Source organism: Micromonospora sp. NPDC005298, assembly GCF_040607375.1.
Lineage (GTDB): Bacteria > Actinomycetota > Actinomycetes > Mycobacteriales > Micromonosporaceae > Micromonospora.
This window is the reverse complement of the sequence record NZ_JBEXGP010000001.1, coordinates 359,481-374,548: the sequence shown is the minus strand read 5'-3', so window position 1 is coordinate 374,548 and position 15,068 is coordinate 359,481. Positions and strand designations below refer to the sequence as shown.

The 15,068-nt window shown below is 70.7% G+C and carries 16 protein-coding genes; 7 read left to right on the top strand and 9 right to left on the bottom strand.

Annotated features, from left to right (window positions below):
• Positions 1-7: 7 nt before the first annotated feature.
• The gene (locus tag ABZS77_RS01850; RefSeq protein WP_354815619.1) at positions 8-502 is read right to left on the bottom strand and encodes an Lrp/AsnC family transcriptional regulator; all 495 of its coding nucleotides are present in this window, start codon (positions 500-502) and stop codon (positions 8-10) included.
• 102 nt (positions 503-604) lie between these two features.
• On the opposite strand from ABZS77_RS01850, the gene ABZS77_RS01845 reads away from it, so the two are divergent.
• From ABZS77_RS01845 to ABZS77_RS01835, 3 genes are all read left to right on the top strand, one after another.
• Positions 605-1,534 carry an SMP-30/gluconolactonase/LRE family protein gene (locus tag ABZS77_RS01845; protein ID WP_354815616.1) on the top strand — a complete coding sequence of 310 codons (930 nt, stop codon included), beginning with the start codon at positions 605-607 and terminating at the stop codon, positions 1,532-1,534.
• Positions 1,531-2,415: an ammonia-dependent NAD(+) synthetase gene (nadE, locus tag ABZS77_RS01840; protein WP_354815613.1), complete on the top strand. Its 885-nt coding sequence runs from the start codon at positions 1,531-1,533 to the stop codon at positions 2,413-2,415. The genes ABZS77_RS01845 and nadE overlap by 4 nt, the downstream gene beginning before the upstream one ends.
• Before the next feature lie 77 nt (positions 2,416-2,492).
• Entirely contained in the window at positions 2,493-3,113 is a 621-nt protein-coding gene (locus ABZS77_RS01835; RefSeq protein ID WP_354815610.1) for a DedA family protein, read from the top strand.
• Positions 3,114-3,125: 12 nt separating this feature from the next.
• Here ABZS77_RS01835 and ABZS77_RS01830 read toward each other — a convergent pair whose 3' ends face one another.
• Both ABZS77_RS01830 and ABZS77_RS01825 read right to left on the bottom strand, forming a co-directional pair.
• Complete coding sequence (locus ABZS77_RS01830) at positions 3,126-3,767, bottom strand: response regulator transcription factor (protein ID WP_354815607.1); 642 nt, start codon at positions 3,765-3,767, stop codon at positions 3,126-3,128.
• Positions 3,764-4,915 (bottom strand): histidine kinase, encoded by a 1,152-nt coding sequence (locus ABZS77_RS01825; RefSeq protein ID WP_354815604.1) that lies wholly within the window; start codon positions 4,913-4,915, stop codon positions 3,764-3,766. The genes ABZS77_RS01830 and ABZS77_RS01825 overlap by 4 nt, the downstream gene beginning before the upstream one ends.
• Positions 4,916-5,083: 168 nt before the next feature.
• On the opposite strand from ABZS77_RS01825, the gene ABZS77_RS01820 reads away from it, so the two are divergent.
• Positions 5,084-5,740 carry a DedA family protein gene (locus ABZS77_RS01820; RefSeq protein WP_354817086.1) on the top strand — a complete coding sequence of 219 codons (657 nt, stop codon included), beginning with the start codon at positions 5,084-5,086 and terminating at the stop codon, positions 5,738-5,740.
• On the opposite strand, the gene ABZS77_RS01815 is transcribed toward ABZS77_RS01820, so the two are convergent.
• A complete protein-coding gene (locus ABZS77_RS01815; protein WP_354815601.1) occupies positions 5,715-6,353 on the bottom strand; it encodes a TetR/AcrR family transcriptional regulator in 639 nt (212 codons plus the stop codon). The genes ABZS77_RS01820 and ABZS77_RS01815 overlap by 26 nt on opposite strands.
• Before the next feature lie 68 nt (positions 6,354-6,421).
• On the opposite strand from ABZS77_RS01815, the gene ABZS77_RS01810 reads away from it, so the two are divergent.
• The 3 genes from ABZS77_RS01810 (at position 6,422) to ABZS77_RS01800 (ending at position 9,847) form a co-directional block, all read left to right on the top strand.
• A complete protein-coding gene (locus ABZS77_RS01810; RefSeq protein WP_354815598.1) occupies positions 6,422-6,874 on the top strand; it encodes an SCP2 sterol-binding domain-containing protein in 453 nt (150 codons plus the stop codon).
• 1 nt (position 6,875) lies between these two features.
• The gene (locus ABZS77_RS01805) at positions 6,876-8,090 is read left to right on the top strand and encodes an acyl-CoA dehydrogenase family protein (protein ID WP_354815595.1); all 1,215 of its coding nucleotides are present in this window, start codon (positions 6,876-6,878) and stop codon (positions 8,088-8,090) included.
• 194 nt (positions 8,091-8,284) lie between these two features.
• A complete protein-coding gene (locus tag ABZS77_RS01800; protein WP_354815592.1) occupies positions 8,285-9,847 on the top strand; it encodes an AMP-binding protein in 1,563 nt (520 codons plus the stop codon).
• A 7-nt stretch (positions 9,848-9,854) separates the two neighbouring features.
• Here the strand turns inward: ABZS77_RS01800 and ABZS77_RS01795 are convergent, their stop codons facing one another.
• The 5 genes from ABZS77_RS01795 to ABZS77_RS01775 form a co-directional block, all read right to left on the bottom strand.
• Positions 9,855-10,688 carry a hypothetical protein gene (locus tag ABZS77_RS01795; RefSeq protein ID WP_354815589.1) on the bottom strand — a complete coding sequence of 278 codons (834 nt, stop codon included), beginning with the start codon at positions 10,686-10,688 and terminating at the stop codon, positions 9,855-9,857.
• Positions 10,681-11,202 (bottom strand): SigE family RNA polymerase sigma factor, encoded by a 522-nt coding sequence (locus ABZS77_RS01790; protein WP_354815586.1) that lies wholly within the window; start codon positions 11,200-11,202, stop codon positions 10,681-10,683. The genes ABZS77_RS01795 and ABZS77_RS01790 overlap by 8 nt, the downstream gene beginning before the upstream one ends.
• A 61-nt stretch (positions 11,203-11,263) precedes the next feature.
• A complete protein-coding gene (gene purD, locus ABZS77_RS01785; protein ID WP_354815583.1) occupies positions 11,264-12,514 on the bottom strand; it encodes a phosphoribosylamine--glycine ligase in 1,251 nt (416 codons plus the stop codon).
• An 85-nt stretch (positions 12,515-12,599) separates the two neighbouring features.
• Positions 12,600-13,535: a type IV toxin-antitoxin system AbiEi family antitoxin domain-containing protein gene (locus ABZS77_RS01780; RefSeq protein ID WP_354815580.1), complete on the bottom strand. Its 936-nt coding sequence runs from the start codon at positions 13,533-13,535 to the stop codon at positions 12,600-12,602.
• A 190-nt stretch (positions 13,536-13,725) separates the two neighbouring features.
• The gene (locus tag ABZS77_RS01775; protein ID WP_354815577.1) at positions 13,726-15,015 is read right to left on the bottom strand and encodes an adenylosuccinate synthase; all 1,290 of its coding nucleotides are present in this window, start codon (positions 15,013-15,015) and stop codon (positions 13,726-13,728) included.
• Between the last annotated feature and the right edge of the window lie 53 nt (positions 15,016-15,068).

Here is a 15,068-nt window from a genome sequence, read left to right as displayed (position 1 = left end):
ACGGTGCTTAACGTGGTGGCACGTCGGGATCCGCCGGGTGCGGTCCGCTGGGCTGGTCGAGCACGCTCACCGAACGCTCGAAGAACGTCTCCAGCACGACCATGGCCTGGGTGCCGGTGACACCGTCGATGCCGAAGATGCGGCGCAGCGCCGCTTGCAGGTCTTCGGTCGTCGCGGTGCGGATCTTCACCAACAGGGATGCCGCGCCGGCGATGATGTGCGCTTCCTGAATCTCGGGGATGGCCGCAAGCGCGTCGCGCGTCGGGGCGTCGCCCATCCAGGAGTCGGCGCTGACCATCACGAACGCCGACACGCCGCGGTCAACGAGCGCCGGCGAGACGTCGACGGTGGTCCGGCGGATCACGCCGCGTTCGCGCAGCTTGCGTACCCGCTCATGGGCCGAGCCGGCGGACAGGCCCACCGCCTTGGCCAGTGCCGCATAGGACTGCGTTGCGTCGTGCTGCAGGTGCGCCAACAGCGCCCGGTCGATGTCGTCTACCACTCGTGCATCCTCGAATGTGATTTAGCCAGTTGCGGTTTGACCATATCAGGTTCGGCTCGCTTATGCTTTTGCCGAACGATGATCCGACACCGGGAGGCACGGATGGGCGACACTGTTCCCGCTGAGTTCCGCCTGTTGGATGAACGGTTCCGTGGCTGCGACGGCGACTTCGTGGTCGAACGGCTGCACACCGGCGCACGTAAGACCGAAGGGCCGGCGTACTTTCCGGCTGGCCGCTACCTGGTGTGGAGCGACATCCCCAACGACCGGCTGCTGCGCTGGGACGAGTCCACCGGCGCCGTCGGCGTCTACCGCCATGGCTCGGGCTACGCCAACGGCAACACCGTTGACCGCCAGGGTCGGCTTGTCACGTGCGAGCAGGGCAACCGGCGGGTCACCCGTACCGAGCACGACGGCACGATCACCGTGCTCGCCGACCGATTCGACGGCAAACGGCTCAACAGTCCCAACGACGTGGTCGTCCGCGCCGATGGGACGATCTGGTTCACCGACCCGACCTACGGCATCCAGGGTGACTACGAGGGAAACAAGGCCGACAGCGAGTTCGACGGCGCCTGTTACGTGTTCCGCCTGGACCCCGCCACGGCCGAGATGCGCGTCGTGGCGGCCGACTTCTGCCGCCCCAATGGCCTGGCGTTCTCCGCCGACGAGCAGCAGCTCTACATCGTGGACACTCGACAGGACCCCAGCCACATCCGCGTCTTCGACGTCATGGCCGACGGCACCCTCCAGAACGCGAAGATCTTCGCTGAGTGTGACTACGGCCGCTTCGACGGCATCCGTCTCGACGACGTCGGGCGCGTGTGGGCAGCGGCCTGGGACGGTGTGCACTGCTTCGACCCGGACGGCACCCTCATCGGCAAGCTACTGCTGCCCGAACCGGCAGCCAACCTCACGTTCGGTGGCCCGAAACGCAACCACCTCTTCATCACCGCCGGCACCTCGGTGTACGCGCTGCGAGTCACCTTCAACGGCGCCCACTACCCTCCGGCCAGCAGCGAGAAGCAGTGAGTGAAGCGATGCCTCTCAACACGCCCAACCAGATCACGGTGACGGCGGCGGTCCAACAGAGCATCGCCCGCGAGCTGCGGGTGGAAGTCGCGTTCGATCCTGGCCGCGAGATCGAGCAGAGGGTCGCCTTCCTCAGCGACGCATTGGCCGACACCGGCCAGGCTGCCTTGGTGCTCGGCATCAGCGGAGGCATCGACTCAACCACTGCCGGGCGGTTGTGTCAGCTCGCCGTCGAGCGGGCACGTCACGGCGGACACCACGCCATTTTCGTCGCGATGCGTCTGCCCTACGGCGATCAGCATGACGAGCCCGACGCCCAGGCCGCATTGGCGTTCATCCAACCCGACCAAGTGCTGGCCACCGACATCCGGCCGGCCAGCAACGCCAGCCTGCGTGCCCTGCTCGCCAGCGGCCTGGCCCTGGCCGACGCACACCAGCAGGACTTCATCCTCGGCAACATCAAAGCCAGACAACGGATGATCGCCCAGTACGCCGTGGCCGGAGCACTGGGTGGGCTTGTGGTCGGCACCGACCACGCTGCGGAGGCCGTCATGGGCTTCTTCACCAAGCATGGTGACGGAGCTGCCGACCTCGTCCCGCTGGCCGGCCTGACCAAACGGCGCGTACGTGCGATCGCGCACACGCTGGGCGTGCCACCCGTGCTGATCCGCAAGACGCCCACGGCTGATCTGGAGTCCCTGCAGCCGAGCAAGCCCGACGAAGAGGTTTTCGGATACGGCTACGACGACATCGACGACTTCCTGGAGGGCCAGCCCGTGCGGCCCGCCATCGCCCAGGCCATCCACCACCGTTACCGCACCACGGCCCACAAGCGTCGACTTCCAGCAGCTCCGGCAGTGGCGTTTGACGCAACGAGCTGAGGTGGTGCTCGGCTGACCATTCGGCGCAATGTCGGCGAAGCGCCACCGACCGCCGCCGAGCCATCAAACATGGGGGCATGGACGCCCTGCTCGACCTCCTCCGAGGAACGATCACCTCGCCATGGGTGTACCTGCTGATCTTCGGACTCACTGCGGTCGACGCGTTCTTCCCCGCGGTACCGGGCGAGGCGGCGGTGATCACCGCCGGGGTGCTCTCCGCGAGCGACGGGCACCCCAGCCTGACCCTGGTGATCGTGACCGCCGCCATCGGAGCGCTGGTCGGCGACCACATCTCCTACGCCATCGGTCGGGGCGGCGGCGCGAGCCGGCTGGCCCGGCTGCCCGACGGCAGCCGCCGGCGGACCAGCTCCGAGTGGGCCCGGCGCGCGGTGGACCGCCGAGGCGGCATGATCCTGACCACCAGCCGGTACGTGCCAGGCGGCCGGACGGCGGTCACCCTCACCATGGGCGCGGTGCGCTATCCGCGCCGCGCGTTCCTGCTGTACGACAGCATCGGGGCCGCCACCTGGGCGCTGTACTGCGGGCTGCTCGGCTACTTCGGAGGGCTGGCCTTCGAACGCAACCCGGTGAAAGGCGTGCTGGCCGGCGTGGGGCTGTCGCTGGTCGTCACGTTCGGCCTGGAGGGGATCCGGTGGCTACGCCGCAGGGCACACCGCCGCGCCGCCGCCCGACGATGACGGCCACACCTGTCACAGCAGGTCAGCGTCGTGCACCAGGATGGCCAGCTGCACCCGGTTACCCGCCTGAAGCTTCGCCAGTGCCCGACTGACGTGTGCCTTCACGGTGGCCTCGCTCATCGTCAACCGCCGGGCGATCTCCGCGTTGCCGAGCCCGCGCGCCACCTCCCGGACGATTTCCAGCTCACGTGCGGTGAGCGGGGCGAGCCGCTGTCGCGCCGCGTCCCGCCGGGCCGGACCACGCTCGGCGAACGAGCTGATCAGGCGGCGGGTCACCGTCGGGGCGAGCATCGCGTTCCCGGCGGCCACCGTACGGACGGCGGCGGCCAGTTCGCGGGGCGGAGTGTCCTTGAGCAGGAATCCCACCGCCCCGGCCCGTAGCGCCCGGTGCACGTACTCGTCGAGGTCGAAGGTGGTCAACATGATCACCTTCGGGCCGGCGGCTACCACCTCGCGCGCGACGGTCAGCCCGTCGAGGCCCGGCATCCGCACGTCGAGCAGCACCACGTCGGGCCGTAACCGGTGTGCCTGCTCCAGCGCGCTGGCACCGTCGGCCGCCTCACCGACGACGGTGATGTCCTCCGCCGCCTCCAGGATCAGCCGCAGGCCGGCCCGCACGAGGTGCTCGTCATCGACGATCACCACGCGGATCACCCCGCACCCGCCAGCGGGAGCAGGGCCCGGACCAGGAATCCGCCGTCCGCCGGCCTGGCCTCCAGCCGGCCGCCGAGCAACTCCACCCGCTCGCGCAGCCCGAGCAACCCCTGGCCGGCACCGGGCAGCGCCGCCCCAACCTCGGACGGACCGTTACGGACCAGCACCTCCAGCCCGTCGGGCAGGTAGTGCAGGCCGACGATCGTCTCGGCATCGGCGGCGTGCTTGCGCACGTTCGTCAACGCCTCCCGGACCACCCGGTACGCGGTACGCCCCAGGGTCGCCGGTAGCGCCGTCGGCGCGCCTTCGTCATGTCGGGACACCCGCAGCCCGGCGGCCCGGGACTCCCCGATCAACTCGTCCAGCGCGTCCAGCCCGCGCTCCGGCACCACGGCCGGGCCGGCCTGTCGCAGCACGCCCAGCACCTCACGCAGGTCGATGAGCGCCTGCCGGCCGGTCGTCCGGATCAGCGCGGCGGCTTCGACTGTCGCCGGGTCTGCGGCGGTCACCTCCAACGCACCGGCATGCACCACCATCAGCGAGACCCGGTGCGCCACCACGTCGTGCATCTCCCGGGCGATCCGGGTCCGCTCCTCGGCGCGGACCCGGTCGGCGCGGGCCTCCTGTTCGCGTTCCAGCCGCTCGGCGCGGTCCCGCAGTGCGGCGAGGGTGTCCCGGCGCGCCCGCACCCAGAGGCCGAAGACCAACGGAAGTCCGACCAGGCCGGCGGCGAGTAACAGCACGTTGCCTGTGGTGGCGGTGGTGATCCGGCGCGTGCCGCCCACTGCCAGCCCCACCAGCACCCCACAGGCGAGCACCAGGGCCGCGGCGGCGAGGAAGCCGACGAGTCGCCTACCGCGCAGCCGCAGACCCGCCTGGTACGAGGCGACCACCCCTGCCGCCGCGGCGGCGAGCACCAGCCAGCCCACCGCCGCGGCCAGGTACAACGGCCAGCGGCGCCTCCGGATCGTGCCGGCGGCCCAACCCGAGGCCACCGCGAGGAACAGCGCGACGAAGCCCGGCAGCGGTGAACGGACGCCCATGTCACCGGTCGAGCTGGCCCAGACGGCTGCCGCGACGGTGACGGCGAGCAGTACGGAGGCGTACCGCTGGACGGCCCGCCGGACGGCGACGGCGCTGGAGGCCACGTAGCGAGCGTAGGGCCCCGGGGACGGATCGGACCGTCCCGCGCAGCCGAACCCGGGTGCGGTGAGGGATGACCCCTAGCCGCCGTCGGGGCTGGATGCGACCTAAGTAGCGGTGCCCCGTCTGACCACTGGCCGATGGCGGGAGCCGCCGTCCACACCAGCATCAGGATCATGGATCTGCTCGACCTGCTGCACGAGACGATGTCCTCGCCCTGGGTGTACCTGGCGATCTTCGCGATCGCGGTGCTCGACGGTTTCTTCCCGGTGGTGCCGAGCGAGACGGCGGTGATCACCGCAGGGGTGTTCGCCGCCTCCGGCGCGCCGTACCTGCCGGCGGTGATCCTGGTGGCCGCCGCCGGCGCGCTGGTGGGCGACCACGTCTCGTACGCCATCGGGCGGGGCGGCGGTGCGCGACTGCTCGACCGACTGCCGCCCGACGGTCGGCGTCGTGACGCCGTCGAGTGGGCCCGGCGGGGGATCGCGACGCGCGGTGGGCTGATCCTCACCGTGGCCCGTTACGTGCCGGGCGGCCGGACCGCAGTCACCCTCACCATGGGCGCGGTGCACTATCCCCGCCGACGCTTCCTGGCCTTCGACGCGCTCGCCGCCGGCTCGTGGGGGCTCTACTCGGCGCTGGTCGGCTACGTGGGTGGGCTGGCCTTCGAACAGGACCCGCTGCGTGGGCTGCTACTCGGTCTGGGCCTCGCGCTGACGGTGACGCTGGTCGTCGAGGTGGCCCGTTGGTTGCGCAACCACCGGTCCGCCAGGCCGGGCACCGACGCCTTCCCCACCGGAACCGTCAGTCGGCCGGTGGACGCCAGGTGACGCCGTGCAGGAGTTGGGCGGCGCCGAGCCAGGCCACGTTCATCATCCGGGTGGCGGTCTTCTCCGGGTCGGCCTCCGGGTGGTCCGCGAGCCAGTCGGCAAGCGACTCGGAGGCACCGACCAGGGCGTACGCGACGACCTCCAGGTCGATCGCGGCGATCTCGCGGCCCTCGGCGCGCAGCGCGTGGTCGAGCATCCCGGCGACCACCTCGACCAGTCGGGTGCGCATGGCGGCCAACTCGCCGGCGAACGGCTGTTCGCCTCGGGCCTGCCGGTAGAGCACCGCCCAGCCGTCGCGGTGTGCCCCGACGAAGCCGAAGAAGGCCCGCAGCCCGCGCCAGAGCCGTTCGTCGGCCGGCAGGTCGGGGGCGGCGGCGCCGGCGATGGCCTGCATCATCCGGGTGCCCTCACGGTGCAGGCAGGCGACGAAGAGTTCCTCCTTCGTGCCGAGGTACGCGTACACCATGGGCTTGGAGATGCCGGCGTCCTCCGCGATCTCGTCCATGCTGGCGGCGTGGAAGCCGCGCCGGGAGAAGACCTTCACGGCCGCGTCGAGCATCTGCTGCTCCCGGACGGCTCGTGGCAGGCGCTTGAAGGCGGGGACGGTGGACACCTTGCGAGCATACCTACTCGTGCGTAGGGTTACGCACGAGTAGCCAAATCTTCCGGAAGGCACACCTGATGACTGACTTCGACCCGGCCACCTTCGCCAACGTCGGCCCCAAGGAGTTCGCCCAGCTGGTCAAGTCCACCCCGGACGACAAGATCGCCCAGGCGATGTCCGGTGACCTGCGCGGCAAGATCCTGGGCGAGGTGTTCGGCCGGATGCCGTCGCTGTTCCGCGCGGACCGGGCCGGCTCCACCAACGCGGTCATCCACTGGATCATCACCGGGCGTCCGGACGGCGGCAGCGACACCTACGAGGTCGTCATCGCCGACGGCAAGTGCGACGTGAACGAGACCCCGCAGCACGACCCGAAGCTGAGCCTCACCATGGGCCCGGTCGAGTTCCTGAAGATCGTCTCCGGTGGCGCCAACCCGGTGATGATGTTCATGACCGGCAAGCTGAAGGCGAAGGGCGACCTCGGCCTCGCCGCCAACATCGCCAACCTGTTCGACATCCCCAAGGCCTGACATGGGCGAGTTCTCGCTTGACCTGAACGAGGAACAGCGGGATCTACGCGACTGGGTGCACGGCTTCGCCGCCGAGGTCGTGCGCCCGGCCGCCGCCGAGTGGGACGAGCGCGAGGACACCCCGTGGCCGGTGATCCAGGAGGCCGCGAAGGTCGGCCTCTACGGCTTCGAGTTCCTCGCCACCTGCTGGGCCGACCCGACCGGACTCTCCCTGCCCATCGCCAGCGAGGAACTCTTCTGGGGTGACGCCGGCATCGGCCTGTCCATCTTCGGCACCTCGCTCGCCGTCGCCGCCATCTACGGCGCCGGCACCCCCGACCAGATGGTCGAGTGGGTGCCACAGTGCTTCGGCGACGTCGACTCGCCAGCCGTCGCCGCGTTCTGCACGAGCGAACCCGAAGCCGGCTCCGACGTCGGCGCGATGCGCACCCGGGCCGTCTACGACGAGGCCACCGACGAATGGGTGCTGAACGGCCAGAAGGCGTACGCCACGAACGGCGGCATCGCCGGCGTGCACGTGGTCACCGCCTCCGTCGACCCCACGCTCGGCTCCCGGGGCCAGGCCGCGTTCGTCGTACCGCCCGGAACCCCGGGCCTCGCCGCCACCCGCAAGCTGCGCAAACTCGGCCTGCGCGCGTCGCACACCGCCGACGTCTTCCTCGACGGGGTACGCGTACCCGGCCGCTGCCTGCTCGGCGGCAAGGACGCCCTCGACGAGCGGTTGGCCCGTGCCCGCTCCGGGCAACGGGCCAGCGGCCAGGCCGCGATGCGCACCTTCGAACTGTCCCGACCCACCGTGGGCGCGCAGGCGCTCGGTGTGGCCCGGGCCGCCTACGAGTACGCCCTGGACTACGCACGGGAGCGGGTCCAGTTCGGACGACCCATCATCGAGAACCAGGCCGTCGCGTTCGCGCTCGCCGACATGCGCATGGAGATCGACGCCGCGCGGCTGCTCGTCTGGCGGGCTTCCTGGATGGGCCGCAACAACCGACCGTTCACCGCCGGCGAGGGCTCGATGTCCAAGCTCAAGGCCGGTGAGGTGGCGGTGTCGGTCACCGAGAAGGCGGTGCAGCTGCTCGGCGGAGCCGGCTTCCTGCGCGACCACCCGGTCGAACGCTGGTACCGCGACGCCAAGATCTACACCATCTTCGAGGGCACCTCGGAGATCCAGCGACTTGTCATCTCGCGGGCGATCTCCGGAATGCAGATCCGCTGACCCTCCGGTCGGCTGCCGCTCGGGTCGGACACCTTCCGATCCGGCCCGGGCGGCAAACTCCTACCTATCCGTGCCGTCTTCGTCACCCCACGCCGACGCAGTCCGGGCCTCCCACCGAGCCCGGTGCATGATCAAGGTAAGACGCCCCGCCGGACGGGGCTGTCCGCGTACCGCCCCCCAAGGAGGTCTGCGGCATGGACCTGCCGTTCATCGTTGCCACGCTGACCCGACGCGGCCTGCTCACCCCCGGCCGCCCGGTCCGGATCGCCTCGCAGCTCAACGCACTGCGCACCTGGGGGTGGAGCCTCGCCGGCGAACTCCGCCAGGCAGCCGCACGCGACCCCGGCCGCCCGGCCGTCATCGACGACGACGGCGCCGAACTGACCTACCACGACCTCCTGGACCGGGCCGAACGGATGGCCCGGTCGATGCGGGCCGGGCTCGGCGTACAGGCCGGCGACCGGATCGGTGTGCTCTGCCGCAACCACCACGGCCTGATCGAGACGATCGTCGCGGCCACCCTGCTCGGCGTGGACGCGGTCCTGGTCAACACCGGCCTGTCCGCGGCCCAACTGGCCACCGTCGCCGAGGAGCAGCAACTCCGCCTGCTGGTGCACGACGACGAGTTCGCCGACCGGGTCCGCGGCCTCCCCGCCGACCTGCCCCGCCTCGACGAACGCGCCCGCACCGAACTCGTCGCCGGAGCACTGCCCGGCGAGCTGCGCCCGCCGGAACGCGACGGCCGGATCATCGTGCTCACCTCCGGCACCACGGGTGCGCCCAAAGGTGCCCGCCGGCCCACGCCCAGCGGCTTCGGCCCACTCGTGTCCATCATCGACCGCATACCCCTGCACACCCGCGACCGCGTGATGATCGCCGCACCGATCTTCCACACCTGGGGATTCGCCGCACTCCAGGTCTGCTTCGCGCTCCGGGCCACAATCGTGCTGCAACGCCGCTTCGACCCCGCCGCCACGCTCGCCGCCCTGGTCACCCACCGCTGTGACGCGCTGTTCGCCGTACCGGTGATGATGCAGCGGCTGCTCGAGGTCCCCCCGCCGGACCCGCGCCCCAAACTCAAGGTCGTCGCCGTCAGCGGCTCGGCCCTGCCCGGCGGGCTGGCGCCCAGATTCATGGACATCTACGGAGACGTGCTGTACAACCTCTACGGCTCCACCGAGGTCTCCTGGGCCTCCATCGCCGGGCCGCCGGAGCTGCGCACGGCACCGACCACCGCCGGCCGGCCGCCACACGGCACCCGCCTGGCCATCCTCGACGACGACGGCCAGCCGGTGCCCGCGGGAGACGTCGGACGGATCTTCGTCGGCAACGAGATGCTCTTCGAGGGCTACACCTCCGGCGCCAGCCGGGAAATCCGCGACGGCCTGCTCGACACCGGCGACCTCGGCCGACTCAACACCGACGGGCTGCTCTTCGTCGACGGCCGCGCCGACGACATGATCGTCTCCGGCGGCGAGAACGTCTTCCCCTCCGAGGTGGAGGACCTGATCGCCCGCCTGCCGCAGGTCCGCGAGGCCGCCGTGATCGGCGTACCCGACCCCGAGTACGGCCAGCGACTCGCCGCGTTCCTCGCCCTGCACCCCGGCGAAACCCTCGACCCCGACGCGGTCCGCGAGTACGTCCGCCACTACCTGGCCCGGTTCTCCGTCCCCCGGGACGTGGTCTTCGTGAAATACCTGCCCCGCAACGCCACAGGCAAGGTGCTGAGCCGCGAGTTGCGCCGCTACTACAGCTGAATCGCCCTCACGGATAGAGGGTCAGACCCGGCGCCCGCGCCAGTTCGACAAGTTCCTGCGAGGTCAACAGCGGCTCCGGTGCGGTCAACTCCGGCGTACCGTCCTCCGCGGAGATCATGTTGTCGGCCGTCACCGTCACCGACGTCCCGTCGGGGCGCTGGAGCTGCACCCACCGCTGCACTCCACCACCCGGGTCCGTGCTGGTGCTGAGCAGCACCACGCCGTCACCCGGCAGCGGCCGCAGCTCGCACTCGGCGCTGTCCGGCGCCTCCGAGCAGTCGCCCCGCGCGTCAGCCGGAGTGGGGCGTACCACCACGGTGAGGTGGCCGCGCAGCCCGGCGCGGCTGAGCACGGCGATCGACGTGTACTCCCGATACCTGGCGTGGTACGCGAACTGCGGCCTGTCACACTCCGGCACCATGCCGACGACCCTCACGTCGGTGGGCACGACAGCGTCCACCGCCGCGTGCAACGCGCCGGTCAACCGACCCTCTGCCTGCTGCGGACTCTCGACCGGACGGGACCGCACCGTGTCATACGTCTGGAACGGCGGCTCCGGTCCGCTGGCCGAGGGCGCGACCATCTGACAGAGGGCGACGGCCGAGCCACCTCCCGAGGCGACAGGCGGTAACACCATCTCGCCTCGGCCCGCCTGAGCGCCGCCGAACAACGAAGGCGTGACCGCGACCGCCGCGACGACGGCAGCGACCCCGGTGCCGGTGAGCGTCCAGGCCCGGTGCTGACGACGCCGTCGGTCAGCCGCAATCAACAGGTCCACGTCGATCCGGGTCGGCGGTGTCACAGCGGCCGCCGTGCGCAACTGACGGGCGATCTCATCCATTGGTCCGTACCTCCTGGGTGAGCGACGGCACACCGACCAGCCGGCCCCGGAGGGTCTCGATCGCCCGCGCCGACTGGCTCTTGACTGTTCCCGGGGTGCAACCCATCTCGCGTGCGGTCTCCTCCACCGACAGGTCGCAGAAGTACCGCAACACGAGGACCGCCCGGCGACGTGGCGGCAACTCGGCCAACAGCGCCAGGATGGTCAGCCGGTCAGCTACCTGATCCACGCCTGCGGCGGGGGCCGCGCGATCCGGCACCTCAGCCCAGGCGGCCTCGCGACGCCACGGCCGTCGCCGCTCGTCCAACCAGACCCGCAGGAGCGTCCGGCGGACGTACGCGTCCGGGTTCTCCATGGCGGACACCCGCCGCCAGTGACGGAGAAGCTTGACCAGCGCCGCCGACACGAGGTCGTCGGCAGTGTGCCAGTCACCGCAGAGCAGGTACGCCGTGCGCCGCAGCGCCTCCAGCCGCGCACCGACAAAGTCGCGGTAGCCCTCGACATCAAGCGGCAACCCCGCCACCCCCTCATCTCACCTGTCAAACGGCGGCGATACAGGCGGGGGTTGCCCAGGTTCAGCCGGGGATTGTGATCCGGCCGTCGACCGCGGCGGCGGCGATGTCGGTGCGGTGCTGCGAGCCCGCCAACTCCACCCCGTCCACAAGCGCGTACGCGGCATCCCGCGCGGCGGCCAGGTCGGCGCCGGTGGCCGTACCGCAGAGGACCCGGCCACCGGCGGACACCAACGCCCCGTCGCCGGCCCGCCGCGCGGTGCCGGCGTGGATGATGCCCACACGGTCCGCGCCGGTGATCACATCACCGGTACGCGGCGCCGCCGGATAACCCTGCGCGGCAAGCACCACGGTGACCGCGGCCCCGTCCCGCCAGCGCAGCGGCGGATGCTCGGCCAACGTGCCGGTGGCCGCCGCGTGCAGCAACCCGCCGAGCGGCGTCTCCAGCAGCGCGAGCACCACCTGGGTCTCCGGGTCACCGAAGCGCGCGTTGAACTCGATCACCCGAGGGCCGGCGGCGGTCATCGCCAGGCCGACGTAGAGCAGACCGGCGAACGGGGTACCCCGACGGCGCAGCTCGGCCAGGGTGGGGTGCACGACGTCGCGCATCACCTCGTCGACCAGACCGGGCGGCGCCCAGGGCAGCGGCGCGTACGCACCCATGCCGCCGGTGTTCGGGCCGGTGTCGCCGTCGCCGATCCGCTTGAAGTCCTGCGCCGGCAGCAGCGGCAACGCCGCCTCGCCGTCGGTGACCACGAACAGGCTGACCTCCGGGCCGTCGAGGAACTCCTCGACCACCACCCGGCCACACTCCGCGGCGTGCGCCAACGCGGCCGACCGGTCGTCGGTCACCACCACGCCCTTACCGGCGGCGAGCCCGTCGTCCTTCACCACGTACGGCGCACCGAACTCGTCGAGCGCCCGAGCGGTGCTCGCCTCGTCCGCGCAGACGTACGCGCGGGCCGTCGGCACGTTCGCGGCAGTCATCACGTCCTTGGCGAACGCCTTGGACCCCTCCAGCCGGGCGGCCTCGGCCGACGGGCCGAACACGGCGATGCCCTTGGCGCGTACCGCGTCGGCGACCCCGGCGACCAGGGGCGCCTCCGGCCCGATCACCACCAGGTCGGCGGCGGTCTCCACGGCCAGCGCCGCCACCGCGCCAGGATCGGTCACGGCCACCGGTCGCAGCTCGGCCACCGGGGCGATCCCCGGGTTACCGGGCGCGGCGACTACCGCCGAAACAGCCGGATCCGCAGCCAACCCGAGCGCGAGAGCATGCTCCCGCCCGCCACCACCCACCAAGAGAACGCGCACAACCCGGAATCCTACTGTCCCCACCGCCCACCCCCGTTGATCATGAGGTTGACGGGCTGTTCAGTGAACCCCTGGTCCGTCAACCTCATGATCGGCGAAGGTGAGCGGCGGCGATCGCACGGTGGACGGTGTGCGGGATGTAGTTCGGGTGGAGCGTGTCCTGCCAGGTGAAACGGAGGATCGTCCAGCCTGCGTTGACCAGGCGGTTCTGCCTGCGGCGGTCGGCGAAGATGGCCTCCGCCGAGCCGTGCGCGTCCCGGCCGTCCGCCTCGGCGATCACCTTCGGACCGCGCCAACCCAGGTCACCGACGCCGAGCAGATACCCGTCGGCGTCACGAACTTCCAACTGGAGCGTGTCTGGCGGAACCCGCCCATCGACGCATCGCAGACGGGTACGGGTCTCCAGCGGAGACTGGGCCCGGCCATCCGCCTCGGCGAGGTAGCCACGTGCCGCGACCGCGCCGCGCCGACCTCGGATCATCGCTGGAATCGCCGCCAGCGATTCGGGCGAGAGGAGACCTCGGTTCAGCGCCGAGTCGAGCACCGACACCGCCGCGTACCGGTGCTCCCGCAGGATGATTTCGGAGACGGTCAGCCGAGGCTCCGTGACCGCGACCCCGTTCACCCGCACCACCGCGCCCGGAGGATGCTCGAGCTGGTGCAGCACGATCGCGGGGTCCGACACCCGCGCCAGCTTCGCCGCCCTGCCCGGCAACCCCACATGAATCTCGTCACGACGTGGCAGCCCGGCAATGCCATACAACTCGGCCGCGGTGCCGAACACCGCGTGAGCGCCCGTGCCCAGCGAGAGTAGGGCCGCTCGAATACGGCTACGACGATCAGGCGCATCCCCACATCGGCTGTCCGTCAGATAGACCGCTCGAGCGAGAGCCCGCCATCGACCGATGGCGACCAGGTGGTCGATCTCGTACCGGCTGAAGCCGCTCCGAAGCGCCTGCGCTCGGGTTATCAGGCCATCCTGAGCGGAGGTAATCGAGCGAACGATGTCTGCGCGGTCCACGAAGCCCACGCTGGCCGCCCACCGACCACCCCCACCACCCCTGTGGACAGACCTGTGGACAGCGACGTCCCACCGACGCGTGATCATGAGGTTGACGGGCCGTTTGTCGATCGAACAGCCCGTCAACCTCATGATCACCGGGGGGGCAGCAGCCCGAGGGGGCAGCAGCCCGGGGGCAGCAGCCCGGGGGTTAGGGGAGGAGGGGGTGTTGGACTACGTTTTCTTCGCGGCCGGGGCCTACGCCGATGACGCTGACGCGGGTTCGGCAGAGTTCCTCGATGCGGGCGATGTAGCGGCGGGCGTTCTCCGGCAGCTCATCGACGGTGCGGGCCTTGGTGATGTCCTCCCACCAGCCGTCGAGCTCCTCGTAGATGGGCGTGGCGTGGTGGAAGTCCGTCTGGCTCATCGGCATGTCGTCGACCCGTACGCCGTTGATCTCGTAGCCGACGCAGATCGGCACCTTGGCCAGCCCGGTGAGCACGTCCAGTTTGGTGATGACCAGGTCGGTGACACCGTTGAGGCGGCACGCGTACCGGGCGACCACGGCGTCGAACCATCCGCAGCGGCGCTCACGGCCCGTGGTGGTGCCGTACTCCGCACCGACCTTGCGCAGGTGCGCGCCGTTCTCGTCGAACAGCTCGGTGGGGAACGGCCCGGCACCGACCCGGGTGGTGTACGCCTTGCTCACCGCGATGACCTTGTTGATCGCGGTCGGCGGGATGCCCGCGCCCACGCAGGCGCCACCGGCGGTCGGATTCGACGAGGTCACGAAGGGATAGGTGCCGTGGTCCATGTCGAGCATGGTGGCCTGGGCGCCCTCCAGCAGCACCGTCTCGCCCCGGTCCAGGGCGTCCCAGAGCATCGCCCGGGTCTCCGCGATGTACGGCTTGAGCCGCTCCGCGTACTCCAGGTACTCCTCGACTGTCGCCTCAAGGTCGATCGCCTTGCGGTTGTAGACCTTGAACAGGATCTGGTTCTTCTCGCGCAGCGCGAGTTCCAGCTTCTTGCGCAGGATGCCCGGGTCGAGCAGGTCCTGGAGGCGGATGCCGATCCGGGCGACCTTGTCGCCGTACGCCGGGCCGATGCCGCGGCCGGTGGTGCCGATCCGGGACGAGCCGAGGTAGCGCTCGATGACCCGGTCCAGCGCCCGGTGGTGCGGCATGATCAGGTGCGCGTCACCCGAGATCCGTAGCCGGGACACGTCGACGCCCCGTTCGGCGAGGCCGTCGATCTCGGCGAGCAGCACCTTCGGGTCGACCACCACACCGTTGCCGATGATGATCATCGCACTCGGCGAGAGCGCGCCGGACGGCATCAGGTGCAGCGCGTACTTCTGGCCGTCCGGGGTGATCACGGTGTGTCCGGCGTTGTTGCCGCCGGAGTAGCGCACGACGTAGTCGACCCGCTCACCCAGCAGGTCGGTAACCTTGCCCTTGCCCTCGTCGCCCCACTGGGCGCCGAGGAGCACGATCGCTGGCATCTTTTCCGCCTCCAGAAGGCTCGGGTGCCAGGTGGCGACCGGTTGGCGAGCCC